Origin of the sequence: Curtobacterium sp. UNCCL17, assembly GCF_000686685.1 — a bacterium.
GTDB classification, from domain to species: Bacteria; Actinomycetota; Actinomycetes; order Actinomycetales; family Microbacteriaceae; genus Curtobacterium; species Curtobacterium flaccumfaciens.
The window spans coordinates 54,731-78,193 of record NZ_KK366000.1; the positions used below are offsets into that span (position 1 = coordinate 54,731).

The 23,463-nt window shown below is 71.5% G+C and carries 23 protein-coding genes; 9 read left to right on the plus strand and 14 right to left on the minus strand.

Annotated features, from left to right (window positions below; genetic code table 11):
- Positions 1 to 102 precede the first annotated feature (102 nt).
- A complete protein-coding gene (locus BR70_RS0105090) occupies positions 103 to 3,543 on the minus strand; it encodes a DEAD/DEAH box helicase (protein ID WP_155896787.1) in 3,441 nt (1,146 codons plus the stop codon).
- Between the two features lie 436 nt (positions 3,544 to 3,979).
- On the opposite strand from BR70_RS0105090, the gene BR70_RS22150 reads away from it, so the two are divergent.
- Positions 3,980 to 4,981 carry an AraC family transcriptional regulator gene (locus BR70_RS22150; protein ID WP_027465182.1) on the plus strand — a complete coding sequence of 334 codons (1,002 nt, stop codon included), beginning with the start codon at positions 3,980 to 3,982 and terminating at the stop codon, positions 4,979 to 4,981.
- Positions 4,982 to 5,095: 114 nt separating this feature from the next.
- Positions 5,096 to 6,040 (plus strand): M15 family metallopeptidase, encoded by a 945-nt coding sequence (locus BR70_RS22155; protein WP_027465183.1) that lies wholly within the window; start codon positions 5,096 to 5,098, stop codon positions 6,038 to 6,040.
- Between the two features lie 157 nt (positions 6,041 to 6,197).
- On the opposite strand, the gene BR70_RS22160 is transcribed toward BR70_RS22155, so the two are convergent.
- Together BR70_RS22160 and BR70_RS19690 are read right to left on the minus strand one after the other, a co-directional pair.
- Positions 6,198 to 7,181, minus strand: a complete 984-nt coding sequence (locus BR70_RS22160) for a matrixin family metalloprotease (RefSeq protein WP_051596667.1) — start codon at positions 7,179 to 7,181, stop codon at positions 6,198 to 6,200.
- Between the two features lie 139 nt (positions 7,182 to 7,320).
- The gene (locus BR70_RS19690) at positions 7,321 to 8,754 is read right to left on the minus strand and encodes an amino acid permease (RefSeq protein ID WP_051596668.1); all 1,434 of its coding nucleotides are present in this window, start codon (positions 8,752 to 8,754) and stop codon (positions 7,321 to 7,323) included.
- 232 nt (positions 8,755 to 8,986) lie between these two features.
- Between BR70_RS19690 and BR70_RS0105120 the strand changes: the two genes are divergently transcribed.
- Positions 8,987 to 9,487 (plus strand): DUF427 domain-containing protein, encoded by a 501-nt coding sequence (locus BR70_RS0105120; protein WP_027465184.1) that lies wholly within the window; start codon positions 8,987 to 8,989, stop codon positions 9,485 to 9,487.
- Between the two features lie 93 nt (positions 9,488 to 9,580).
- Here the strand turns inward: BR70_RS0105120 and BR70_RS0105125 are convergent, their stop codons facing one another.
- Positions 9,581 to 9,913 (minus strand): hypothetical protein, encoded by a 333-nt coding sequence (locus BR70_RS0105125; RefSeq protein WP_035808197.1) that lies wholly within the window; start codon positions 9,911 to 9,913, stop codon positions 9,581 to 9,583.
- Between the two features lie 90 nt (positions 9,914 to 10,003).
- Here BR70_RS0105125 and BR70_RS0105130 point away from each other — a divergent pair, with 90 nt between their 5' ends.
- The 3 genes from BR70_RS0105130 (at position 10,004) to BR70_RS0105140 (ending at position 11,361) form a co-directional block, all read left to right on the plus strand.
- Positions 10,004 to 10,384 carry a DoxX family protein gene (locus BR70_RS0105130; protein WP_027465186.1) on the plus strand — a complete coding sequence of 127 codons (381 nt, stop codon included), beginning with the start codon at positions 10,004 to 10,006 and terminating at the stop codon, positions 10,382 to 10,384.
- On the plus strand, positions 10,357 to 10,830 hold the full coding sequence (locus BR70_RS0105135; RefSeq protein ID WP_442854635.1) for a DUF6264 family protein: 474 nt from the start codon (positions 10,357 to 10,359) through the stop codon (positions 10,828 to 10,830). Before BR70_RS0105130 ends, BR70_RS0105135 begins: the two co-directional genes overlap by 28 nt.
- A gap of 96 nt (positions 10,831 to 10,926) precedes the next feature.
- A complete protein-coding gene (locus tag BR70_RS0105140; RefSeq protein WP_027465188.1) occupies positions 10,927 to 11,361 on the plus strand; it encodes a hypothetical protein in 435 nt (144 codons plus the stop codon).
- Between the two features lie 4 nt (positions 11,362 to 11,365).
- On the opposite strand, the gene BR70_RS19695 is transcribed toward BR70_RS0105140, so the two are convergent.
- Complete coding sequence (locus BR70_RS19695; protein WP_051596669.1) at positions 11,366 to 11,986, minus strand: hypothetical protein; 621 nt, start codon at positions 11,984 to 11,986, stop codon at positions 11,366 to 11,368.
- 356 nt (positions 11,987 to 12,342) lie between these two features.
- On the minus strand, positions 12,343 to 13,797 hold the full coding sequence (locus BR70_RS0105155; RefSeq protein WP_027465189.1) for an APC family permease: 1,455 nt from the start codon (positions 13,795 to 13,797) through the stop codon (positions 12,343 to 12,345).
- A 97-nt stretch (positions 13,798 to 13,894) separates the two neighbouring features.
- Here BR70_RS0105155 and BR70_RS22165 point away from each other — a divergent pair, with 97 nt between their 5' ends.
- Positions 13,895 to 14,323 carry a DUF6892 domain-containing protein gene (locus tag BR70_RS22165; protein WP_051596670.1) on the plus strand — a complete coding sequence of 143 codons (429 nt, stop codon included), beginning with the start codon at positions 13,895 to 13,897 and terminating at the stop codon, positions 14,321 to 14,323.
- A gap of 51 nt (positions 14,324 to 14,374) precedes the next feature.
- Here BR70_RS22165 and BR70_RS0105165 read toward each other — a convergent pair whose 3' ends face one another.
- The 3 genes from BR70_RS0105165 to BR70_RS0105175 are packed head-to-tail and all read right to left on the minus strand — an operon-like array spanning position 14,375 to position 17,031.
- The gene (locus BR70_RS0105165) at positions 14,375 to 14,986 is read right to left on the minus strand and encodes a uracil-DNA glycosylase (RefSeq protein ID WP_035808200.1); all 612 of its coding nucleotides are present in this window, start codon (positions 14,984 to 14,986) and stop codon (positions 14,375 to 14,377) included.
- On the minus strand, positions 14,983 to 16,185 hold the full coding sequence (locus BR70_RS0105170) for a glycosyltransferase (RefSeq protein WP_027465191.1): 1,203 nt from the start codon (positions 16,183 to 16,185) through the stop codon (positions 14,983 to 14,985). Before BR70_RS0105170 ends, BR70_RS0105165 begins: the two co-directional genes overlap by 4 nt.
- Positions 16,186 to 16,194: 9 nt before the next feature.
- On the minus strand, positions 16,195 to 17,031 hold the full coding sequence (locus BR70_RS0105175; RefSeq protein ID WP_035808202.1) for a DUF429 domain-containing protein: 837 nt from the start codon (positions 17,029 to 17,031) through the stop codon (positions 16,195 to 16,197).
- A 153-nt stretch (positions 17,032 to 17,184) separates the two neighbouring features.
- Between BR70_RS0105175 and ligD the strand changes: the two genes are divergently transcribed.
- On the plus strand, positions 17,185 to 18,207 hold the full coding sequence (gene ligD / locus BR70_RS0105180) for a non-homologous end-joining DNA ligase (RefSeq protein WP_027465193.1): 1,023 nt from the start codon (positions 17,185 to 17,187) through the stop codon (positions 18,205 to 18,207).
- A gap of 22 nt (positions 18,208 to 18,229) precedes the next feature.
- Here ligD and BR70_RS23130 read toward each other — a convergent pair whose 3' ends face one another.
- The 3 genes from BR70_RS23130 to BR70_RS0105195 form a co-directional block, all read right to left on the minus strand.
- Positions 18,230 to 18,373 (minus strand): hypothetical protein, encoded by a 144-nt coding sequence (locus BR70_RS23130; RefSeq protein ID WP_155896788.1) that lies wholly within the window; start codon positions 18,371 to 18,373, stop codon positions 18,230 to 18,232.
- Positions 18,370 to 18,531 carry a hypothetical protein gene (locus BR70_RS23135; RefSeq protein ID WP_155896789.1) on the minus strand — a complete coding sequence of 54 codons (162 nt, stop codon included), beginning with the start codon at positions 18,529 to 18,531 and terminating at the stop codon, positions 18,370 to 18,372. The genes BR70_RS23130 and BR70_RS23135 overlap by 4 nt, the downstream gene beginning before the upstream one ends.
- Before the next feature lie 142 nt (positions 18,532 to 18,673).
- Positions 18,674 to 19,717, minus strand: coding sequence for an ATP-dependent DNA ligase (locus BR70_RS0105195; RefSeq protein ID WP_027465194.1), 1,044 nt, complete (start codon positions 19,715 to 19,717; stop codon positions 18,674 to 18,676).
- A gap of 199 nt (positions 19,718 to 19,916) precedes the next feature.
- On the opposite strand from BR70_RS0105195, the gene BR70_RS19705 reads away from it, so the two are divergent.
- Positions 19,917 to 20,960, plus strand: coding sequence for an MBL fold metallo-hydrolase (locus BR70_RS19705; RefSeq protein WP_051596671.1), 1,044 nt, complete (start codon positions 19,917 to 19,919; stop codon positions 20,958 to 20,960).
- Between the two features lie 2 nt (positions 20,961 to 20,962).
- Here BR70_RS19705 and BR70_RS0105205 read toward each other — a convergent pair whose 3' ends face one another.
- Both BR70_RS0105205 and BR70_RS0105210 read right to left on the minus strand, forming a co-directional pair.
- Positions 20,963 to 21,595: an FMN-dependent NADH-azoreductase gene (locus tag BR70_RS0105205; RefSeq protein WP_027465195.1), complete on the minus strand. Its 633-nt coding sequence runs from the start codon at positions 21,593 to 21,595 to the stop codon at positions 20,963 to 20,965.
- Positions 21,596 to 21,719: 124 nt separating this feature from the next.
- Positions 21,720 to 23,333 (minus strand): putative Ig domain-containing protein, encoded by a 1,614-nt coding sequence (locus BR70_RS0105210; RefSeq protein WP_027465196.1) that lies wholly within the window; start codon positions 23,331 to 23,333, stop codon positions 21,720 to 21,722.
- Positions 23,334 to 23,463 lie beyond the last annotated feature (130 nt).

The following is a 23,463-nucleotide window of genomic DNA, read 5'->3' on the forward strand; positions in this document are numbered from 1 at the left end:
CTCCAGGTGGTGCGGGGCGGAACGGTGGTGCGGGGCGGAACGGTGGTGCGGGCGGAACGGTGGTGCGGGGTGGAACGGTGGTGCGGCGGTGTGCGCAGCGGCTCAGGTCAGCAGGGAGCGGATGTCGTCGGCCGTCAGGTCGTCGGCGAACAGGGCGTCGTCGTCGATCATCGTGGCGAACAGCTCGGCCTTGCGGGCGGCGAGGGCGAGGACCTTCTCCTCGATGGTGTCCTCGGCGATGAACCGTTGGACGCTGACCGACCGGGTCTGCCCGATGCGGTGCGTGCGGTCGACGGCCTGGGACTCGGCGGCGGGGTTCCACCACGGGTCGAGCACGAACACGGTGTCCGCCTCGGTCAGGGTGAGCCCGAACCCGCCGGCCTTCAACGAGATGAGGAACGCCGGGGCGGTGCCCTGCCGGAAGCGCTCGATGACCTCCGGGCGCTTGCGGGTGGAGCCGTCGAGGTACTCGTAGCCGATGCCCCGGGCGTCGAGGGCGTCGGACACCATCCGCAGGAACGAGGTGAACTGGCTGAACACCAGGGCGCGACGGCCCTCTGCCGCGAGCTGTTCGAGTTCGTCGAGCAGCAGGTCGAGCTTGGCCGAGGGGATCGGGGTCGATCCCGACGTGACGTCCGAGTCCGCTGACGCCGACCCGGACGACACCAGCGCCGGCGACAGCGCGAGCATCCGCAGCAGCGTCAGCGACCGGAACACGATCATCCGGTTCTTCGACAGGTCGTCGATCAGGTCGAGGACCTTCAGGCGCTCCCGGTTCAGGGTGCGCTCGTACAGCTCCCGGTGCGCGGGGTCGAGCGTGACCCGGACGACCTGTTCCTGCTTCGGTGGCAGGTCGGCCGCGACGGCTTCCTTGGTGCGGCGGAGCATGAGCGGCCGGATCCGTCGGCGCAGCCGCCCGGTGAGTTCCTGCCGGGCCTCACCGCGGAGCTCGGGCGAGGCGAGGGGCTTCACGTAGTCGTCGCCGAACCGGGTCCAGGTGGACAGCAGCCCGGGCGCGACGATGTGGAACAGTGCCCACAGGTCGGTCAGGCCGTTCTCGAGCGGCGTGCCGGTGATCGCGAACTTCACCGGTGCCTGCAGCTCCGAGGCCACACGGTGGGTCTGGGACTGCGGGTTCTTCACGAACTGGGCCTCGTCGAGCACCAGCGCCGACCACGGCAGGTCGGTCCAGGCGCGGGCGTCGAGCCGCAGCAGCGCGTACGAGGTGACGACGATGTCCGACGCAGCGGCGGTCCGGGCGACGAGCCCCGGGTCCTTCAGCGACGTCGAGGTCACCGTCGCGACCCGCAGCGACGGCACGAACTTGGCGGCCTCGGAGGCCCAGTTGCCGACGACCGAGGTCGGTGCGACGACCAGGAACGGGGGCGCGTCGGGCTCCGCGGCACGACGGGCAGCGACCATCGCGAGCACCTGCAGCGTCTTGCCGAGCCCCATGTCGTCGGCGAGCACCCCGCCGATGCCGTGCGTCACCAGGAACGACAGCCACGCGTACCCGGCGTGCTGGTACGGCCGCAGGTCGGCGTGCACGGTGTCCGGCACGGGGACGTCACCCGGGGGAGTCGCCCCGAGCAGCCCCGAGGCGATCGCCTGCCACCGCTCGTCGTGCGAGGTCTCGTCGGCCAGCAGGTCGAACTCCGACCACAGCCCGGCGTACAGGGGCGTGACGGCGATCGGCTGGTCGGGCTCCCACTCGTCCAGGTCGCGGGCCTCGTCGATGAGTTCCTTGAGCCGATCGAACGCGGGGTCGGCCAGCGACAGGTACGAGTTGTCGACGAGCTTGAGCCGTCGCTGCCGACCCGCCAGCGCGGTGAGCAGCGGCGTGAAGGGGATCTGCTTGCCGTTGACGCTGACGATGATGCCGAGGTCGAACCAGTCGTGCTTGTCCGACGGCATCGTCGTGACACGGATGTGCGGCCGCCCGCTCAACCGCTCGTAGTCGAGGCGCTCGCCCTGCACGACCGTGCGGACGCCGAGCGACGGCAGCTCGGGCAGGAACTCGTTCGCGAACACCGCGACGTCGGCCCCGTCGACGGTGCCGTCCTGGAACCAGTCCAGCCCGCCACCGGGTCCGGCAGGGCGGACGGGAGGCCCGGCCTGCGTCGCGTCGTCGTCCGCCGTCGTCGACGTGGTCGGCTGCACCGCCGCGGCCGGGTCCGCCACGGAGGCGTCATCGGTACTGGCAGGAACGTCGGTGCCGGCCGGATCGTCGGCGGCACGGAGCCCGGACAGGTCGGGCAGCGGGCCGTGCAGGGACACCGGGTCCTTCCGCCCGTCGACGTGCCAGCGCCAGTGCAGGTGCACGCGGTCGTCGGTGCGCGGCGCCCGGGCCGGCTCGAACGTCGCGGTGAGCACGAGCTCGGGCGGGGTGCGCTCCGGCAGCTCCACCGAGCCGTCGGAGCTGACGAGTCCGAGGGCACCGCGCAGCCGGGGTGACCACTCGGCCAGGAACTCGTCGACCTCGGCGGTCGGCACGGTGATCCGGGTGCCCTCGACGAGCATGCGGCGCTGGTCGTCGGGCACCGGCGCCGGGGTCGGGGCGACGGCGACCGTGAACTCGGGGCTCTCGCGGAACACGTAGACGCCGTGGTCGCCGATCATCCGCGCTGCTCCGGGTACCACGGGCCGGCCGTCGAGCACGGCACTCGCGCCGATCACCACGGCGTCGTCGTGCCGGGCGACGTCGAGCAGCACCTGGGCCTGCGTGCCGAGCACCGCACCGCCCTCGCGCTTGCCGGTGACGAACGCGATGTCGAGCGCCGCGGCCTGCTGCAGGAGCGGCCAGAGCAGGGGGCTCCGGAAGTCGTCGAGGTGCAGCCAGTCGCTCTCACCCGGCAGCCCCGCCAGCTGCCCGGCGCGGTGCAGGGCGGCGAGCTGCAGGAACCAGCCGTGCTGCTCGGCACCGACCCCGAGCCGGTTCTGCGAGTAGGGGAGCGTGCCCCAGGTCAGCTGCCCGCGCACCCAGTTGCCGGCGTCGCTGCGGGTCACCGGCCGGACCCCGAGCCGCACGCTGCGGGACGGCGCGGGCAGGGCACGGCCGGCGGCACGGGCTCGCGAGGCGAGCTTGGCGGGGACCGCGTCACGCAACTCGAACTGCAGCCCCATCCGGGTGCCCTGCGGGGTGGGCGCCCGCTCGTCGTCACCGGCGAGGCGGGCGAGGTCGTGCCTCCAGTCCGAGGGCGGCGGAGCCGGCGTTTCCGGACGTGGGCCGGCGTTCGCGGCGAGGGCGCGGGCGTTGATGGTGAGGAGCGCGGCCGCGACGTGCTTGCAGTCGCCGCCGAGCGGGCAGCTGCAGGTGCTGCGGACCGGGCGGACGAAGTCGCCGCGCGCCGGGGTGGTGTCGACGCGGAGTTCGTACGGGTCGTCGGCGGTGTCGGACACGACCGCGGTGACCGTGCCGTCGTCGTCGTGCCAGGTGGCGTCGTCGACCAGGCCGGCGCGGACGACGTCGCGTGCGCGGCCGAAGGTCTGCGGCCCGACGAAGCGGATGACGTCGACGGCGTCGATCATCGGGGCAGCAGGCACGGGACCATCGTGCCAGTCGCCACCGACGATCCCCGCCGCCACCCTGTGCGACGGACATCTGACAGGACTACCGTCCAACGCGGAGCGCGACGACAGCGGTCCACGGAATCGATTGGAACCTCATGCCGGACCGACTGCGGTGGGTACGCGACTCAGCCGACCACTGGAACGGGTGGATCGACGCCGAGGTCGTGTGCGACATCACCCGGACCGACACGTACACCGTCGATTCCCCGGACCACTCGTTGACCGGCGGGCACTCGTCCTTCGAGAGTGCGGCCGCTCAGGTGCACGGCTGGGTTCGCTGGACCGGCCGTTAGGCCGCAGAGCGCAACTCGGTTGTACGTCCACCCGCTGCTCCCTAGCGTGAGAGGGCAGGCCGGGGTCCACCCGGAGGTGACCACACCGCTCTGCTCCAGGAGAGAGAGGTGTTCCGATGACCGACACGACCGAGTCGCAGGCGCCCGCTCCGGGTTCCGATCCTGCTGCACGCCCCACCTCGCCGCGTTCGCTCGTCGCCGTGGCCGGTCAGGACACCGACGAGGCCATCAGCTCGCTCGCCGGCATGTACGCGGGCAAGGCCTGGTACTCCCGAGCCCTCGACCAGGACTACTGGTTCAAGTACGTCGGTGTCGGTGACGAACGGCTGAGTGTCCGCCGTTCCCAGATGCACGGGTACCTGCGGGGTGACGTCGCCACCGAGGGTGAGGTCGTCGTCCAGTGGCTCGAACGCGGCGAGGCCCGCGTCGACGTCGGCCGCGACGAGGTCCGCATGCAGCCCGGCGTCCCGACACTGTTCCCCGTCGAGCGCCGGTTCGAGATGGAGTACCAGGACTGGGACCAGCGCCTGGTGCACCTGCGCCGTGACCTGGTGCTCGACGTCGCCGCCGAGGACCACCTGGTCAACGGCACCATGGCGTTCGACACCACGACGACGCCTGACTCCGCAGCTCTGGGCCAGTGGCGGACCGCCGTGTCCGGCGCGCTCCGTGCGCTGCGCGAGGAGGGCGACGAGTCCCTCGCCTGGCACGAGGCGCAGCGTGACGTCGCCCGCGCCCTGTTCCGCATGTACCCGCTGCAGGCCGAGCGGTTCCCCGCGGGCTACGGCACCCGCAGCGACGGACGACTCCGGGCCGCGGTCGAGTTCATCCAGGCGCACGCCCACCAGCCGCTCACCGTCGCCGACATCGCGCAGGCCGCGGGGCTGAGCATCCGTGGGATCCAGGAGTCGTTCCAGCGGGCGTTCGAGCGCTCGCCGATGACGTACCTGCGCGAGGTCCGGCTCGGACGGGTGCACGAGGAACTGCGGATCCTCGACCCGCAGGCGACCTCGGTGGCGGACGTCGCCCGGCGGTGGGGCTTCGCGCACATGGGGCGGTTCGCCTCGGTGTACGCGAACCGGTTCGGGGAGTACCCGCGGGAGACGTTGCGGCGCTGAGGGCGGCTCGTCGCGGCAGCGTGAGCGCCCCTTGTTCTGGGGGTCCCTCGATTCGGGGTAGAACTGACAGTCTGCTCAGGGGGTGCGAGGGGCGTACCCCCTGAGGGGAGCTCCATGAGCAGTCCATCCAGTCCGACCGAGGACGACGGCCAGCCCGTCTTCCTCGGGGAGACGAGCAGACGATCCGTCCTGCTCTTCGCTGCCGCGGCAGCAGTCACCGCGGCGACGCTCAGTGGCACGTCCCGGGCGTTCGCCGTCGAGCCGTCCAACCTGACGTACCCGTCGTACCCCGAGTCGACCTCGACGCGGGATCGCGCGTTCTCGGCCAGAGCGGCCGAAGAGTACGCGAACGGCAAGATCCCGGTCAGCGAGCTGACCTACGTGGCGGAGTCGACGAACAACCTGGGCAAGCAGTACCTGCTGGCGAGCGCCGCCACGGCCTACATCGCCCTGGGCAAGGCCTACCAGGCCGCGCTCAACAAGCCGATGACGATGGCCGAGGGGTACCGGGACTACGCGCGCCAGGAGTACCTCTACCAGGGGTACATCCAGGGGAAGCCCGGGTTCAACAAGGCGGCGTACCCCGGGACCTCGATCCACGGGTTGGGTCGAGCCGTGGACTTCAGCGGAGGGGTCAACAGCTACGGCACGCCCGAGAAGGCGTGGATGAACGCCAACGGCCCGACCTTCGGCTGGCAGCCGGTCGGCGACGGTTTCGACTTCCGTGAACCGTGGCACTTCGAGTACGACGGCTCCTACCAGCCGGAAGAACCAGCACCGCCCGTCAACGAACGACAGGAAGACACAGACATGAAGCTCATCACCAACAACGGACGCACCTGGCTCGTCGGCGAGTTCACGGCGGTCGAGATCGACACCGACTTCCTCAACGAGCTGAAGTCGGCCTACAACGTCCCGGGTTCGCTCGGCAACCTGCGCGCTGCACTCGCGGCGCAGTACGGCGAACCGGTCGCCATCCAGGCCGCCGGCAACGTCGAGGGCATCATCGCGGTCGCGAAGAAGAACCGCGCGGGCCTGGTCAGCGAGCTCAAGCGCTGACCACCGATCACTGCACGGACGAGGGGCCTGCCGGCGATCCGGCAGGCCCCTCGTCTGCGTGTGTTCGGTGGTGCTCCGGGCACGCGGAACGCCCCACCGCCTCGTTCGAGGAGACGGTGGGGCGTTGGCGCGACTGTGTCGGATCGGTCCGGCGGCCTCAGTAGGCCTGGATGATGCCCAGGAAGTCCCCGTAGCCGAGGGAGCGCTGCGACAGCTCGCAGACGTCCGACGACGGCTTCATGACCAGACGCGTCGCGATGTCGACGTGGTCCAGACCGAAGGTGTGGCCCCACTCGTGCACCGCGACCCCTCGGACGTCGTACCGATCGCCCGAGCACGATGCCTGCACGGAGTTCCACGCGTACCGCGTCGAGTACTTCTGGTCCGACTCCGTCGAGGCGAGCGTGCTCAGGTTGTAGAAGGTGCAGGTCGCGGCGAGCGTCCCGGTCGGCAGGCTGCCCCACCCGATCACGTTCTTGTTGTCCTGCGCAGAGCAGGACAGCGCGCTGGTCACTGCCGGGTCTGATCCGGTCGCGCCCAGCGGAGTGTTCCGGGCCCCCGAGATCCCCGACGCACCGCACGCCGAGATGTTGCCGCCCCACTTGTTCGCCGCTGCCTTGAGCTCGTCGTAGGCGTACGTCCCCTTGCTGTTCGCCTCGTTGTAGCGCCACTCGACGGACGTCCTCCAGGTGTTGCCCGCGAGGTTGTAGTCACCAGCGCAGGACGCAGCGCCGATCGAGGTGCCGGGCGCGGTGGCGGGCGCCTGGGTCCCGCTGCTGGACTGCGCAGCGCCCTGCGTCGCACGCTGTGCTGAGGACCTTGCCGGCGACGTGCCGTGCCAGTCGCTCCCGACCTGCACGGAGACGCCGGCGTCGGTGTTGAAGACGGTCACGTCGGTCGCCGGCTGTGCGCCCGCGGCACTGACGCTGTCGACCCTGACGGCCGTTCCGGCCGCGGGGACGACGAACGTCCGGCCGTCGACCACCACGGTCGAGCCGGCGCCGACGGTGCAGCCTGCGTCCAGATCGGTCGACGTGACGGTGCCGTCCGTGCACCCGCTGGAAGCGTTTGCTGGTGCGGCGACCCCCGCGCCGACGACGAGCGCCGTGCCGAGCACGGCGAGAGTGAGTGTGCGGTACATGAGTCCCCTTCGCTTATGTGAGCACTCGAACTCTGGCACTTCCCGCGATGGGGAGCGAGAGGCGTCACCGAATCGCAACGTGCCGACACCCGGTTGTTCACGAGCGAGCACGCGTCAGGTCCTCCCAGGCGTCGGGTGCTCAGTCGCGCAGGGGCTTCCCGCCGGTCACCTCGCCCGTCGCCAACTTGCTGTGGCGTCGCGAGTACCCGAAGTACACACCGAGCCCGATCGCGAACCAGATCGCGAACCGCACCCACGTCTCCCACTGCAGGAACGTGACGAGCCACAGCGACGCGATGACGCCGATGATCGGGATGACGGGCATGAACGGCAGCCGGAACTGGCGGTCCAGGTCGGGCTGCCGGTAGCGCAGGACCACCACGGCCGAGCACACCACGACGAACGCGAGCAGGATGCCGATGTTCGTGAGCTCGGCGACCACACCGATCGGCAGCACCCCGGCCAGGATCGCCGACGCGATGCCGAGGATCCAGGTCACCCGTGTCGGCACGTGCCGCTTCGGGTCGGTCTTCGCGAACCACTTCGGCATCAGACCGTCGCGGCTCATCGAGAACCAGACGCGCGAGGCACCGAGCATGAACGTCACCAGAACCGTGACGATGCCGACGATGGCACCGATCGCGATGACGTTGGCGACACCGCCGAGGCCGACGGACGCGAACGCCGACGAGAAGCCCGACGCCGGGTCGATGTCGGTGTACTTCTGCATCCCGGTGAGCACGAGGGTCGCCAGGACGTACAGCACCATCGAGATGCCGAGGGACAGCAGGATCGCCTTCGGCATGTGCTTGCGGGCGTCGGTGGACTCCTCGGCCGCGGTGGACATGGCGTCGTAGCCGAACACGGCGAAGAACACGGTGGCGGCGCCGGTCATCACGCCGCCGAAGCCGAACGGGAAGTACGGGGAGTAGTTCGCACTGTTGATGTGGAACACGCCGAGCACGACGATGAGCACGACGAGCGCCACCTTGATGCCGACGGCGACGAACTCGAACCGGGCGGCGCTGCGGATGCCGCGCGTCAGCACGAACGCGGTGAGCAGGCACAGCGCGATCGCGAAGACGTCGATCACGTGGCCGTCACCGGTGCCCGGGGCGCCGAGCATCCATGCGGGCAGGTCGATGCCGAACTGGCCGACCAGGAACCCCACGTAGCCGGAGATGCCGATCGCGACCACCGCCACGATCGCCGTGTACTCGAGCAGCAGGTCCCAGCCGATGAACCACCCGACGATCTCGCCGAGCACCGCGTAGCCGTACGTGTACGCGCTGCCGGCCTTCGGGATGAGCCCCGCGAACTCGGCGTACGACAGGGCAGCGGCGGCGCTCGCGACCCCGGCGACCAGGAAGCTGATCAGCACCGCGGGGCCTGCGACGCCGTTCGCGACGGTGCCGGCGAGGGTGAAGATGCCGGCACCGATGATGCCGCCGATGCCGATCGCGGTGAGCTGCCACAGACCGAGGTGCCGTTTCAGGCCGCCCTCGCCCCCGGCCTCGTCATCGATCGTGTCGATGGGCTTCCGTCGGAACAGGGTGCGTGTCGTCGTCGTCACCCGCCCATGGTGCACCCGGAGGCGGTCGTGCGCACGGGCGGGGTGTGGGCGTTCCGGCGGCGGGTTGCGCGCGTGCGCGGCGGTGGGGCCGGGCGGAGTTTCGCGCTGGACGACACTTCTCGCGCCGCCGAGCCCGTGAACTGTCGCTCAGCGCGAAAGAACGGCCCGACACGCCCGCACGCGCCCCCGCCGCACGCGGCTGCAGCGCAGGCACCGGGCGTAGACCTGGAGCATGCGCCACCCGAAGAGGACCGAGCCCGGCCCCGGCCAGGAGTCCGTCTGGGACTACCCCCGCCCACCCGCCGTCGAGCGGGTCACCGCCCGCGTCGTCGTCCGGCTGGGCGGCTCGGTCGTCGCCGACACGACCGACGCCGTCCGCGTGCTCGAGACTTCGCACCCGCCGGTCTACTACCTGCCGATGGCCGACCTGGCCGAGGGTGCGCTCGTGAAGGCACCCGGATCGAGCATGTGCGAGTTCAAGGGCCTCGCGCGCTACTTCGACGTCGTCGGCGGCGACGGGACGGTCGCGAGCCGTGCCGCCTGGAACTACCCGACGCCCGTGCCCGGCTACGAGTCGCTGCGGGAACGCGTCGCGATCTACCCGTCGGCGATGGACTCGTGCGAGGTCGGCGGCGAACGGGTCCAGTCGCAGGACGGTGACTTCTACGGCGGCTGGATCACGGCGGACATCGTCGGACCGTTCAAGGGCGCTCCCGGCACGCTCGGCTGGTGACCCGGTCTCGTCTCGCGGGGCGGTCCTGATCCGGACCGACCGGAGTCGTGCGCGGCGGGGCGGACCCGACCCGGGCCTCCCGGCCGGACCGCGTCAGCGGTTGGCGTACGGCGACCAGAACGGCGGCGGGAACGCGCCCCCGGTCACGATCACGAGCACCTGCCACACGAGCATGACGAGTCCCGCGGTCCCGATCACGATGCCGATCCACGACCACACCTGCACCGCGCGGCGACGCCCGGCGATCCGGATCGCCCGCCAGCCGCTCAGCACGCACACGAGCCCGAACACCGCACCGAGCAGCACGTGCCGCACGGTGGACTGCGCGGGCACGATGATGCCGAGGTAGAACGCGACCGGTCCGAGCAGCACCGCGAAGGTCGCCGGGGCTGCCGGCGGTTCGTGGTCACGAGCAACTGCTCCCATGGACCGCATGTTAGCGAGTGAACCTCGCTTCGAGCACGTCCAGGTCGCGCAGCGCGGGCACCCGATCGCGGGAACGGGCACCATGGAGGCATGCGTTCCTTCTTCCGCGTCCTGCTCGGCCTGGCCCTCGTCGTCGCGGGCACGAGCCACCTCACCTTCGCGCGCAAGGAGTTCACGGCGCAGGTGCCCGACTTCGTCCCCCTGGACGACGACACGACGGTGCTCGCGTCGGGGGTCGCGGAGATCACGCTCGGCTCGGCCCTGGTGCTCGCTCCGAAGCCGGCCCGCCGCTTCGTCGGCTCGGTCGCGGCCCTGTTCTTCACGGTCATCTTCCCCGGCAACCTGTCGCAGTGGGTGAACCGTCGCGACGCCTTCGGTCTGGACAGCGACGAGAAGCGCTTCGTCCGCCTGTTCGGTCAGCCCGTCCTCATCGCGCTCGCCCTCTGGTCGACGCGCGGCCGGCGCTCCTGATGGGCGCGCCCGCGCGGCAGAGCGGTCCGGCCCCCGGCGCGGGTCCGGATCCGCTCGGGTCCGGCCCGTCACGCTTCGGTCGGGAGGCCCGCCACCCCCTGGCCGGTCGCAGCCGCGTCGCGGACCTGGTCGCCTCCACCGCCCTGCTCGTCGTGCTGACGGTCGGCGCGTTGGCAGCGGGGTGGGGGATCCGGCTGATGTCGCTCGCGTTCGTGTCGTGCGGGGCGCCGGGCAACACGTGCAACGAGACGCTGGGTGACTCGGTCGTCGTCGTGGGGCCGATCATCGTGGCGGCCGTCCTGGTCGCGACGATCGCGGTCTGCGTGCTGCGGCTCGTGCGACGGCGGCTGACCTGGCCGGTGGTGCTCGTCGGCATGGCGGCGATCGTCGCCGCGTTCTTCGCCTCGCTCTTGCTCGTCGACAGTTCGGTCACGCACGGCATCTAGGCGCTTCTTCCTCCACAGGTGGGGGAGTGTCGGACGTCTCTCCACAGAAGCCGACGCGCGCCTCGGTGGCGGCGGTCGGACCGACACGCTGGAGCCATGCCTGACACCGAGATGCTCGACCGCCTGATCCGTGAACCCGTCCGCACCGACGACGACGTCGTCCGACTCGTCGAAGCCGTCGTCGAACGACCGCTGCGCCGGCAGTGCTGGGTGCTGTTCCTCGACGACCGTGGGATGTCGATCCCGTTCCTGCTGCCGATCGCCGATCTGCCGTACTCCCCGGACGAGCACGTCGACGACTTCGCGGCCCTGATCGCGGACATCGTGGCGCAGCTCGGCGCCGTCGACGTCGTGCTCGTGTGGGAGCGCCCTGACGCCGACCGGCTCTACCCGGTGGACTGGGAGTGGGTCGACGCCTGTGCGTGTGCCCTCGACGAGCACTCGATCCGGCTCCGCGCCCAGGTCGTCGTGCACTCCGGCGGAGCCGCGATCGTCGAGTTCGACGAGGACACGCAGCCGGTGGCCTCGTGAGTGGTCAGCCCTGGGGAGCGGCGTCCGGCACGTCCTGGCCGGTGAGCTCCTCGACGATCGCCTTCGCCTGCGGCCACGACTTCGCGTAGTGGTCCGGGTCCGAGTTGATCTGCACCGCGTGCGCCATCTGCGTCGGGCTCATCGTCTTCCAGCCGGGCACCTTCACCAGCTTCGCGTAGAACATCGACGCGGCCGTGTACGGGTCCATCCGCTGCTCGTACGTGCCCCAGGCGCCGTTGTCACGCTGCTGGAACAGGCCGCGGCTGTCCGGGCCCGCGGCGTCGCCGTGGTCCAGGTTCACCAGGCTCGACTCGCCGATCGCGGTCATCACCCCGACGGCCTGCGTGTGCGGGCCGATGCCGAGCGCCTGGGCGGCTTCGATCACGTGCGCGGCGTTCACCAGGCGGTCCTGGCAGAAGCCGCCGACGGGTCCGGCCGGCACGACCATCCCGCCGATCGTCTTCGAGGCGACGGCCGGGCACGCGGGAGTCGGGGTGGCGGCGCTCGACTTCGCGATGCCGGCGAGCGAGTTGACCGCGATCACGACGAGGACGACCACACCGATGCCGACCGCCACGATCCCGGCGCCGAACACCGAGGCGAGGGTGATGCCGACGCGGCGCATGACGGGACCTCTCGACGGGCTGGGCGGGCGGAGCAGGAAGAGCAGCACGAGCGTACGGGCGCCTCCTGGGAAGCGTGCGGCGGCCCGCCGTGATCGCACGCTCCGCGCTCCGCGGTTCTGGGTTCGCCGTCGGTTGCTCGCTCCGGGGCAGGTGCGTTCCCGGCAACGAGTGACGGTTCTGGTTCACGAAGCGCAGGGCTTCGCGAACCAGAACCGTCACGGGTCATCCGTGCGCGGCGGTCACCGGTCGCGTCGGTCGTCCCGGCGACCCCGACGAAGGCGCCAGCCTCCGGCGGACAGGGACAGTGCGGCGATCGCCACGACGGCGACGGTCCAGATGACGCTCGTCGCGTCCATCAGACGTCGCGGTGGTCGTGCGGCGGGCGCTGCACCTTCGTCGGCTCCGTCACGAGTCCGGTCGGGGCCTTCTCGGCCTGCTTCCGTCCGTGCGTGAACCAGGTCAGGACCCAGAGCAGCACGCCCAGGGCCAGCAGTGCGCCGGCGATCTGGTACTGCTGCGGGTCGCGGCCGGACGAGAACGGCATGACGAGCCACAGGCACGTGACGATGCCGATGACCGGGATGACGACGCCGGCTCGGAAGTGCTTGTGGTCGACCTTGTCGCGGCGCAGCACGAGCACGGTCACGTTGACGACGGCGAACACCGTCAGCAGCAACAGCGAGGTGGTGCCACCGAGGACGACGACGATGGGGGAGTCCGGGTCGAGCGAGACCCACCCGATCAGCAGCAGCGAGATGAGCGTGGTGAAGACGATCGCGGTCGACGGGGTGCGACGGGCGGGGGAGATGCGGGACAGGAAGCCCGGCAGCACGCCCTGCTTGCTCATGCCGTAGAGCAGGCGCGACGCCATCATCATGTTGATCAGGGCCGTGTTGGCGACGGCGAACATCGAGATGAAGGGCAGCAGGTCGGCGATCGGGAAGTCCGGCGCGGCGGTCTGCACGACGGTGACGAGCGGGGTCTCGTTGCCGGCAAGCTCACCGATCGGCACGACGGCCACGGCGCAGATCGACACGAGCACGTAGATCACGGCGGTGATGCCGAGGCCGGTGAGCATGATCTTCGGGAAGATGCGCGATGGGTCCTTGGTCTCCTCGGCCATGTTGACCGAGTCCTCGAACCCGACCATCGCGAAGAACGCCAGCGACGTCGCGGTGCTGATCGACAGCAGCAGGGACTTGTCCTCCGGCGTCTCGAACATCACGACCCGCGAGAAGTCCGCGTTGCCGCCCGCGATCGCCCAGAACCCGATCAGGATCACCATGACGAGACCGGACAGCTCGACGAGCGTCAGCACGACGTTCGTCTTGACGCTCTCGCTCACCCCGCGGAAGTTGATGAACATCACCGCGAGCATGAAGCCCATCGCGATGAGCATCACCACGCCGTTCGGCAGCTCGATGCCGAACCCGGCGCCGAGGTTCGCCGCGAACGCCCGCGATGCCGTCGACGCCGACGTGATCCCGGAACACATCACGATGAACGTCACGATGAAGGTGACGAAGTGGATGCCGAATGCCTTGTGCACGTAGAGGGCGGCACCGGCGGTCTGCGGGTACTTCGTCACGAGTTCGAGGTACGAGAACGCCGTCAGCAGCGCGACCGCGAACGCGATGAGGAAGGGGAGCCACGCTGCCCCGCCGACCTCGGCCGCGACCTGGCCGGTGAGCGCGTAGACACCCGTGCCGAGGATGTCGCCGACGATGAAGAGCAGCAGGAGCTTGGGACCGATGACCCGGCGGAGCTCGTGCTGCTCCTGCTGTGGGCGGTCCGTCTTGGTGGTGGCCATGCGTCACCCTTGCGCGCGAGATGCCTTCCTGTCCAGTCCCACAGGAAGGTTTCTCGCGATCGCAACACGGTCGCTCGGCGACGGATACGCTCCGGCCATGGACCAGCAGTCGAACACCACCGAGGAGCCCATCGAGTTCGCGGACTTCAACGCGAAGCTCCTGGTGCTCGACGTCCTCTGCTACGACCTCGACGTCCTCGACCCCTACGACCCGGACGCCGAGGACGAGACCGACGAGGACCTCGACGTCGACGGGCAGGACGACCGGGCGCGCGAGTACTACGACGACCTCGACCTGCTGCCGTCGCACCTGTCGCTCGTCACCGAGATCACCGTGGACTCCGACCTCGAGGTGCTGCGGGACGTCCACCCCGGCTGGGACGGCTCGGACGACCGCTTCGACCCGCAGAACTGGGACGACCTGCTCGACCTGCCGGAGCTCCGGACCGTGTACGCCGCCGCTCCACTGCCCGCCCACGTCGCCGAGCGGCTCGCGGCCAAGGGCGTCGAGGTCCGCTCCGCCTGAGCGGGACGCGACCAGGGCGCGACCGGGACGCCCACGCGATCGAACAGCTGGCTAGCGGTCCAGCGCCCGCAGCTGCTCGGTGAACTGCTTCGCGCCGCCCTGCGCCGGGTGCCGCACGGCGATCGCCTCGATGCCGGCCAGGGCGAGCGCTCCCTGCGCCTTCCGACCGACCGCGACCACGCGGAGCCGGTCCGCGCCGCCGAGGGCCTCCAGCAGCGCGAGCGCGACGGGCGCGCCCGAGCGGACCTCGGCGGGCCGTGGCGTCCGGTTCGTCAGCCGGTCCGGTGCCACGAAGGGGTGGTGCGGGAAGATCGCCCATGCGACCGGGAGCGCACCGCGCCAGCCCTCTAGTGCAGCGTGCACGACGCGGGACGAGGCCTCCCACGGTGCCGTCGGCTCCGGTGGCACCGAGTACCCGGACGCGAGCTCGCGCATGCTCGTGAACGGCACACCCGTGTTCGTCATGCCGCGCCACCCCGGGGCCTCGGCCACGAGCAACGTGTCGGCCCCTGCCCCGGACTGCTCCAGGTACCGCGCCAGGTTCGCGCGCCGCAGCCGTCCCTCGGCCGATCCGACGTCGTAGAGCGCCTCGGCGTCCGACTCGACGGGCACGGCGTCGAGCGCCGCCCAGAACGCGGCGAACCGACCACCCGTCCCGCTCACGATCGTCCGAGCACCCGGCGGTAGACGTCCTCGAGCCCCGCGGCCGACCGCTCCCAGCTCAGGCGCTCCGCGTGCTCCCGACCCGCAGCGGCGAGCCCGGCGGCGTACGGCGCATCCGTCAGGATCCGCTCGATCTCGTCCGCCCACGCCTGGGGGTCGCGAGATTCGAGCACGACGCCCGTCTCCCCGTCTACCACGGCCTCACGCAGGCCCCCGGCAGCCGCGGCCACGACCGGCACCCCGGAAGCGGAGCCCTCGAGCGCGACGAGCCCGTAGGTCTCGGAGTGGGACGGCACGAGCACGGCTGCCGCGCCACGGAACAGGAACGCCAGGTCGGCACGCGACTGCGGCCCGACGAAGGTGACGTGGTCGGCGATGCCCCGCGCGTCGGCGAGCCGACGCAGTTCGTCCACGTAGTCGCCCGCCTCACTCGAGACGTCGCCCGCGATGACCAACGTGGGGCGGGCCTCCAGGCTGATGTCCGCGATCGCCTCGATCGCCAGGTCCAGGCCCTTGAGCGGTTGCACGCGCGCCGCCGCGACCACGTAGGGGGTGGCGGCGCGGCGCGCACCGACCGCGGCGGGCCGGAAGACGGACCCGTCGACCCCCGGCGGCACGATCCAGATGCGGGCGTCGTCGCCGCCGAGCCGGGTGCGCACGGTCGACGCCTCGGCCTCGGACACCACGACGACGGCGTCCGACTCGCGGGCCAGCAGTTCCTCGCCGGCGATGCGGCCGGCGGACTCGGGGCGTTCGCCCTCGGACAGCGGCGTGGCCGGGTCGGCGGCGATGGAGTGGAACGACTGCACGTGGGGGATGCCGCGCTCGCGGGCGACGGGCAGTGCGGCGGCGCCGGAGAACCAGTGGTGCGAGTGCAGGACGTCGAACGGCCCGAGCTGCTGCAGCTCGTGACGGAACGGTTCGATGAACGCGTCGTGCTCACCCTTCGGCACCGGCTCGGCCGGCCCCGCGGACAGGAACCGCAGGCACACGCCCGGCACGAGCGACACCGAGTCCGGCTGCGTCGGAGCGGACCGGCGCGTGATGATGTCCACGTGGTGGCCCAGGTCGGCCAGCGCCTCGGCCTGGTGCCGGACGACGACGTTCATGCCGCCGACCTCGCCCGAACCGGGTTCGTCTCCGGGGGAGGTGTGCAGCGACACCAGCCCGATGTGCAGGGGTTCGGTCGTCGTGCTCACCGCTCAACCCTAGCCGCGCGGCCTCCGCTGCGACGGGCGTGCGGGTGCCACCACGACGGGCCGGCGGCCCGCCTCGTCCAGCGGGTCGGATGGGAGGCCCCGATCACCTCCCAGGATCTGCACGCGCTGGTCGCCGTGTCGCTCCCAGAACGCCGCCGTCCACGCGCACAGGGCCCCGTCGAGCAGGTCCTCGCGGTGCTTGTGCGTCGGACCGTGCAGCACCGACGGGTCGGCGAGCCGCCGCGTCAGCGGATGGGAGTCGAGCAGCAGCGGCGGGTCGAGCGGGGTCTCGCGCAGCCGCCGGACCAGCTCGTCGAAGGCCTCGGCGCGACGGGCACGTGCCTCGGCGGCGGGGATCCGGAGGTCGAGCCGCTTGTACCGGGGTCGTTCCACGTCGTAGCCGAGCTCCTCGACCCCGACCAGCGTCGTGTAGGGGTAGCACTCGAACATCGCCGGACCGGTGCGTCGGCGCATCGAGTCCGTGTCGGAGACGTACCCCACGCCCAGCGCGGTCAGCCGGTCGAGCAGCGCTGAGCCGGCGCTCGCCGCCGATGCCTGGTTCGTCGGGTTCGCCGCGACCTTCCACCGGCCGTAGCGCTGCCCGACCTGCCGCTCGGACTCGCGGATGCCCGTGGGGTTCGTCACGACGAGCGAGGCGTCCACGGCGATCAGGGATCGTGGCCCGAGGTGCTCGGCGATCCAGTCGGTGACGGCGTCGACCCCGCGGGCCCACCCGGCGTCGGTGATCGTGCCGTCGTGGTCCATCGCGACCAGCCCGGTCTCGTTCGCGGCCTTGCGCTCGGAGCCGAGCCCCCACGCGAGGTCGATGCCGAGGTACGCGTTCACCCGCCCATCCTGCCGTGCCCGCAAGACACCGGTGTTCGCGCGCTGAACACCGGCGTGCGTGTGTTCGACCAGGGAACACCGGTGTCTTGCGAGAGCTCGGCGGCGCGCACTCGGCTGCGGGCGGGCGGCCGGCACGCGTGTACGGTCCGCTGCATGGCGAGCGAAGCGACGACGGTGCGGGTGCCCGGGCCCGACGGTGACCGCGAGGTCCGGATCAGCAGTCCCTCGCGGGTGCTCTGGCCCGAGGCGGGCATCACGAAGCTCGACCTGGCGGAGTACCTCGTGACGGTGGGCGATGCTTTCCTCCGGGCGAACGGCGACCGGCCGATCTCGCTGCAGCGGTTCCCGGGCGGTGTCGACGGCGAGCAGTTCTTCTCGAAGAACCCGCCGAAGGGGGCGCCCGACTACGTCCGCTCGGTCACGGTGACCTACCCGAGTGCCCGGTCGCACCCGCAGCTCGTGATCGACGAGCCGGCCGTGGCGGTGTGGGCCGCCCAGATGAACACGGTGGTGTTCCACCCGTGGGCCTCTCGTGCCGAGGACAGCGACCACCCGGACCAGCTCCGCATCGACCTCGACCCGCAGCCCGGCACGGACTTCGGTGACACGGTGCCGGTGGCCGAGGAGCTGCGGAAGGTCCTCGACGAGGTCGGCCTGACCACCTGGATCAAGACGAGCGGCAACCGCGGCCTGCACGTGTTCGCGCCGATCCGCCCCGAGCACGAGTTCCTCGAGGTGCGGCACGCGGTGATCGCCGCGGCGCGCGAACTCGAACGACGGATGCCCGACCGGGTCACGACGGCGTGGTGGAAGGAAGAGCGGGGGCAACGGATCTTCGTCGACTTCAACCAGGCGAACCGCGACCGCACGATGGCCGGTGCCTACAGCCCCCGGGCCCTCGCGCACGCCTCGGTGTCGACGCCGATCACGTGGGAGGAACTGCGGACCGCCGACCCGACGGCCTTCACGATCCGGACGGTGCCGGAGCGGCTGCGCACCACCGGCGACCCGTGGGAGTCGATGGGGGAGCAGCCGGGCAGCATCACACCGTTGCTCGAGTGGTGGGAGCGGGACCTGGCGAACGGCGAGGGTGAGCTGCCGTTCCCGCCGGACTTCCCGAAGATGCCCGGGGAGCCGCCGCGCGTGCAGCCCTCACGGGCGAAGAAGCCGAGCTGAGGCCGAGCAGCCGAACCGAGCCTCAGGCTGCGGAGGAGACGTCCCGCTGACGGTCCGGGTCCTCGACGCGCGTGGTGTGCGTCGGCAGCCCGATGCTGGCGGTGTGCAGACGGGTGAGCCGCGACCAGGTGCCGCGGTGCACGTCGGTGATGCCGTCGACGATCACGAGCCGAGACCGATAGTGACGAGGGCGAGCGCCGTGGCGGTCACGCCGGCGATGGCGCTGATGACCGCGCTGAGCTGCAGGACGCGCTGGCGCCGTGCCTCTCGGACTTCTGTGAAGGGGCTCCGCCGAGGGTGGCGGACAAGCGTGCTGGTGCTCATGTCGATCCGCTCCGATCAGGGCATCCGGACTGGACGCCTCGTGCTGCTGAGATCATCCTGGCACGGCTTCGCTAGTTCGGCTAACTACTTTTCCCCGAACGTGACAGAACAGCGACAAACGGACACCGCAGTGCGTTCCGCGTCAGGACAGCACGTCGCTCAGGTCGTACGCACTCGGCACCTCGAGCTGCTCGAACCCGCACGACGTCGCGTCACGGTCGGGCCGCCACCGCTCGAACTGCACGGTGTGCCGGAACCGGTCGCCCTCCATCTGGTCGTACCGGACCTCGAGCACCAGCTCCGGCGCCAGCCGGACGAACGACGTGTCGCGACCCGACGAGAACCGCGACCGTTCCCCGTCACCGGTGACGGGCCTCCCGTCCGCCTCGCGGAGCACGACGGGCTCGAGCTCGTCGATCAACGCGGCCCGCCGCTTGTCCGAGAAGGCGGAGACGCCGCCGACCTGGCGGAGCTCGCCGTCCGCGTCGTACAGTCCGACCAGCAGTGACCCGACGCCGGAGCCGCTCTTGTGCACGCGGTAGCCGATGGCGACGACGTCGGCGGTGCGGTGGTGCTTGATCTTGAGCATCGAGCGCTTGTTCGGCTCGTACGGCCGCGCGCGGGGCTTCGCGACGACGCCGTCGAGCCCGGCGCCCTCGAAGGTGGTGAGCCACTCGCGCGCCTGCTCGACGTCGAGCGTGGTGCGCGTGACGAAGAGCGGGTCGGTCATCGCGTCACCGAGCTGTTCCAGGCGCTCACGGCGCTCGTCGAAGGGCAGGTCGAGGAGCTCCTGCCCGTCGACGGCCAGCAGGTCGAAGGCCACGAACTGCGCCGGGGTGTCGACGCTGAGCTTGGCGATCCGCGAGGCCGCCGGGTGGATGCGCTGCGACAGGGCCTCCCAGTCGAGGCGCTCGGCACCGGGCTCGCCGGAACGCAGGATCACCTCGCCGTCCAGGACGACCGGGTGGTCGCGGCCGCCGAACTGCGCGCGGAACGCCGCGACGAGCTCGGGGAAGTACCGGGTGAGCGGCTTGGCGCCGCGGCTGCCGATCTCGACGTCGTCACCGTCGATGGTCACGATGCCCCGGAAGCCGTCCCACTTCGGTTCGTACCGCAGCCCGCCCTTCGTGCTGTCCGGCTCGGGGACGGTGGCGACGGCCTTGGCGAGCATCGGTGCGATCTCCATGGGTCCTGTCTACTCGCGCACGTGGGCGGGGCTGTCGGCGCGGCCTGCGCCGTCTGCCTGGAGGCCCGTGCTCCGCCCGGCACGTGCGTTCGGTGAGCAGAAATGGTCGGGTCCACGGCCCGCACCCGACCATTTCTGCTCACCATGCGTCGGGAGCAGGGCCGTCACGGGCCAGACACGCGTCGGTAGGGTGGCCGGCGTGACGACCGTGCCCCCGCCGGCAGCGCCGGCCCCGGAACCGATCAGCCCCGTGCAGGCCGCCGCGCTCCGCGACGGCGTCCTGCCACCCGTCGAGCAGGTCCGGGCGGGCATCTGGACCCTCGCGGTGCCGTTCCGGTTCGGGGTGCCTGACGCGACCCTCGTGTACGTCGTCGAGGGGTCGGACGGCTCGCTCGCGGTGATCGACCCCGGGTGGTCGGCCGACGGCGGACTCGCCGAGCTGCGGGACGGGCTCGCTGGGATCGGCCGTTCCCTGGACGAGGTGTCGCTCGTCGCCGTGACGCACCTGCACGCCGATCACCTGGGGGCGGCGGCTGCCATCCGCCGGTCGACGGGGGCCCGGGTGGCGATGCACGGCCTCGAGGTCAGCGCGCTCGAACGGGAGCGGATCGACGCCGAGCGGAACGACGCGGACATCGCGACGTGGGGGCTGCCCGAGCACCTTCGCCCCGGGGTCGTCGAGGCGTGGGGCAGCGGACGCCGGATCGGGATGGGCCGGATCGAGGCGCCGTACGCGGACGTGCTGCTCGAGGACGGCGACCTGCTGCCGATCCCCGGTCGGACGATCCGGACGCTCTGGACCCCGGGCCACACGACCGGGCACGTGTGCTTCCTGGACGAGGCCGACGGGCTGCTGTTCTCCGGCGACCACGTGCTGCCGCGGATCAACTCCGGCATCGGGCTCGGCGGCCGGACCGGCACGAACCCGCTCGGGGACTACCTGGCGTCGCTCGAGCGGCTCGACCCGTACGCCGAGCTCGAGGTCTGCCCGGGGCACGAGTACCGGTTCCGTGACGTCGTCACCCGCGCCGAGACCCTGGCCCGGCACCGGGAGGAGCGCTCGCGTCACGTCGCCGCGGCCCTCGATGCGCTGGACCGTCCCACGCTGTTCGAGGTCGCGGCCCGGGTGCCCTTCAGCGGCGGGATCGAGTCGATGACCGGGTTCCTGCTCGCGAGCGCGCTGACGCAGACGGCCTTCCACGCGGAGCTGCTCGGGCGGGCCGGCGAGATCCGGCCCGCCTGACCTCAGCCGAGAGTGGTCGCGAGGCGCTCGATCGTCGTCTTCGCGTCGGCGAACTCCGCGGCGGCGTGGTCGGCCAGCGGTGCGAGGTCCGGCAGCCGGTCGGCCAGGGTCGCGCTGACGGTGATCGGGTACAGCTTCATGCCGAGCGCGGTGCCGAGCACGATGTGCAGGACGGGGGAGCCGTGGTCCCAGCCCTCCGTCGGGGTGCCGGCGTCGTAGGTCGCGCCGCGGCTCACCACGGTGACGACGGGTCGTCCGGCCAGGGGCTGCACGCCGCCGGTCAGGATGCCGGGGACGTGGATGCGGTCGATCCAGGCCTTCAGGGTCGACGGCACGGTGTAGTTGTACAGCGGCGCACCCACCACGACGACGTCGGCGGCCAGGAGCTCGTCGATGACCTGCTGGCGCAGGGCCTCGGCCTCGGGCGCCACGGTCTCCTCGGCCGTGCGGTCGGCGGCGGCCCAGTGCAGCGCCGAGCTCTCCAGGTGGGGGAGCTGGTCGACGTGCAGGTCCCGCCGGACGACCGTGTACTCCGGGCCGCGGGCGCGCCAGGCGTCGGCGAAGGCCGCGGTCAGTGCGCGCGAGCGGGAGTGGGTGAGGTCGGCCGAGGAGTCGATGTGCAGCAGCGTGGGCATGGTGCCCACGCTACCGACGGTGGGACGGAAACGGCCCCGCCGCCCCGTGCGGGGACAGGCGGGGCCGAGCCGGGCCTCCCGTCCGTCACGCGGGCGCGCGACGGACGGGAGACGACGGCGACCGTCAGCGCTGAGCGCGGCGACGGCGCAGGGTGCGGGCGCCGATCAGACCGGCACCGGCGACGAGCAGGCCGAGCGCCCAGGGGAGGGCACCCGTCGCATCGGTTCCGGTGTAGGCGAGCCGACCGGAGCCGGTGTGGTGCGTGGCGACCGCCGCGGGGACGATCGGCTTGATGACGGCGGCCGGGGCGATCGTCGGCTGCACGTCCACCGCGAAGACCGTGCTCGGCACCGCGGCACCGGAGACGGTCAGGGTGTGCGTCGAGGCGTGCGGGAACGTGACGGACACCAGGCCGACCCCGCCCAGGTCGGAGTCCGCGGCGATGACGTCGGTCGCGACGTCCGAGGTGACGGTCGGCGTGAAGAACTCCGGCTCGCCGGTCTCCTCGTCGAAGTCGGGCATGATCTGGTTGCCGAAGCGGTCGACCTGGGCACCGGAGACGAGCAGCGTGCCGCCCTGCTTGACGGTCACCTTGCCGCCCTTGACCGGCTCGGAGTCGCTGAGCAGGTCACCCGTGTAGACGTCACCGTTCGGGTGGATGATCCACGCCGTGGTGTCGCTGGCGTCCTCGAGCGCGTTCTGGTTGAGCGTGACGACCTCGATGCCGACGGGGGCACCGGCCTGGACGTCGATGTCGACGAACTGCTGGTTCGAGACGGTGCCGCTCGGGCTCGTCGACGTCGCCGTGATCATGACCTGGTAGTACTGGTCGGTGTCGGTCAGGGTGCCGGAGAGCACGCCGGTCTCCGCGTCGAAGGAGATCCCCTTCGGCAGGGTGGACTGCTCGTTGCCGTCGTCGTCGAACGACGATGCCGACAGCTCCGGCGCCGGGGTGCTCAGCGCCCGGAAGGTCTGCGAGAAAGCCTCGCCGGCGGTCGCCTCGATGGACGTGTCGCCGTCCTCGTCGGAGAGCGGCTGGCCGTCCTCGTCCACGAAGACGGGGGCCACTGCGGTCTCGGTGGTCGCCGTGGCGGTCTCGCCCGCGACCGAGCCCTCGAGCGTGACCGTGATCTCCTGGCCGGCGTCGGCGGTCGTGATCGTGTAGGTGGCGCTCTCGGACAGGACGGCCCCGGTCGGGGAGGTCCAGACGTACGAGATCTTGCTGCCCTTGGTGAACCCGGACTGTCGTGCGACGAGGTCCGAGCCGACGTACAGGTCGCCGGTGATGGTGACCGACTGCTCCACGGCGGCTGCGGCGGCCGGGGTGGTCGCGGTGGCGGTGGGCTCCGTGGGCTTGGTCGCGGCCGGGGCGGCGGGGGTGCCGGCCGGAGCCGTGGAGCCGGTGCCGGGGGTGCCGGCGTCGGTCGGCTCGGTGTCCGGGCCGGTCACGCCGGTGTCGTCGCCCGCGGGGGCGTCGTCACCGGTGGTGTCGCCGGCGGGCGGCGTGCTGCCGTCCGCCTCGGAGCCGGTCGCGGGCGTGCCCGTGCCGTCCGTGGCGGTGTCGCTCGGCGTGGTGCCGTCGGCGGCGGCCGTCGCAGGAGCGCTGACGGCCGGGTTCGACTCGGCAGCGGTCGCTGCGGTCGCGGTCATGACGCCCAGACCGGTCGTGAGACCGATCAGCGCGACGGTGGTGCCGACGGCGCAGGCGCGTCGGACGGTGGAGGTGCTGCGGCGCACTTCGTCCCCCAGGGTTTGAGTCCGGTCGGGTGCCGGAACGTAAGAGTTCGCCGAGAATCCTCGGCATGATCGGATCGTAGGGGTTATCCGCGCACGTGCGCGACGGGCTTGATCGGAATGTGACCCGGGT

Bases quoted from the DNA above. Each gene is read 5' to 3' on its own strand.
- BR70_RS22150 (WP_027465182.1), top strand. From the start codon at position 3,980: ATGACCGACACGACCGAGTCGCAGGCGCCCGCTCCGGGTTCCGATCCT.
- BR70_RS22155 (WP_027465183.1), top strand. From the start codon at position 5,096: ATGAGCAGTCCATCCAGTCCGACCGAGGACGACGGCCAGCCCGTCTTC.
- BR70_RS22160 (WP_051596667.1), bottom strand. From the start codon at position 7,181: ATGTACCGCACACTCACTCTCGCCGTGCTCGGCACGGCGCTCGTCGTC.
- BR70_RS0105120 (WP_027465184.1), top strand. From the start codon at position 8,987: ATGCGCCACCCGAAGAGGACCGAGCCCGGCCCCGGCCAGGAGTCCGTC.
- BR70_RS0105125 (WP_035808197.1), bottom strand. From the start codon at position 9,913: ATGGGAGCAGTTGCTCGTGACCACGAACCGCCGGCAGCCCCGGCGACC.
- BR70_RS0105130 (WP_027465186.1), top strand. From the start codon at position 10,004: ATGCGTTCCTTCTTCCGCGTCCTGCTCGGCCTGGCCCTCGTCGTCGCG.
- BR70_RS0105140 (WP_027465188.1), top strand. From the start codon at position 10,927: ATGCCTGACACCGAGATGCTCGACCGCCTGATCCGTGAACCCGTCCGC.
- BR70_RS19695 (WP_051596669.1), bottom strand. From the start codon at position 11,986: ATGCGCCGCGTCGGCATCACCCTCGCCTCGGTGTTCGGCGCCGGGATC.
- BR70_RS0105155 (WP_027465189.1), bottom strand. From the start codon at position 13,797: ATGGCCACCACCAAGACGGACCGCCCACAGCAGGAGCAGCACGAGCTC.
- BR70_RS22165 (WP_051596670.1), top strand. From the start codon at position 13,895: ATGGACCAGCAGTCGAACACCACCGAGGAGCCCATCGAGTTCGCGGAC.
- ligD (WP_027465193.1), top strand. From the start codon at position 17,185: ATGGCGAGCGAAGCGACGACGGTGCGGGTGCCCGGGCCCGACGGTGAC.
- BR70_RS23135 (WP_155896789.1), bottom strand. From the start codon at position 18,531: ATGAGCACCAGCACGCTTGTCCGCCACCCTCGGCGGAGCCCCTTCACA.
- BR70_RS0105195 (WP_027465194.1), bottom strand. From the start codon at position 19,717: ATGGAGATCGCACCGATGCTCGCCAAGGCCGTCGCCACCGTCCCCGAG.
- BR70_RS0105205 (WP_027465195.1), bottom strand. From the start codon at position 21,595: ATGCCCACGCTGCTGCACATCGACTCCTCGGCCGACCTCACCCACTCC.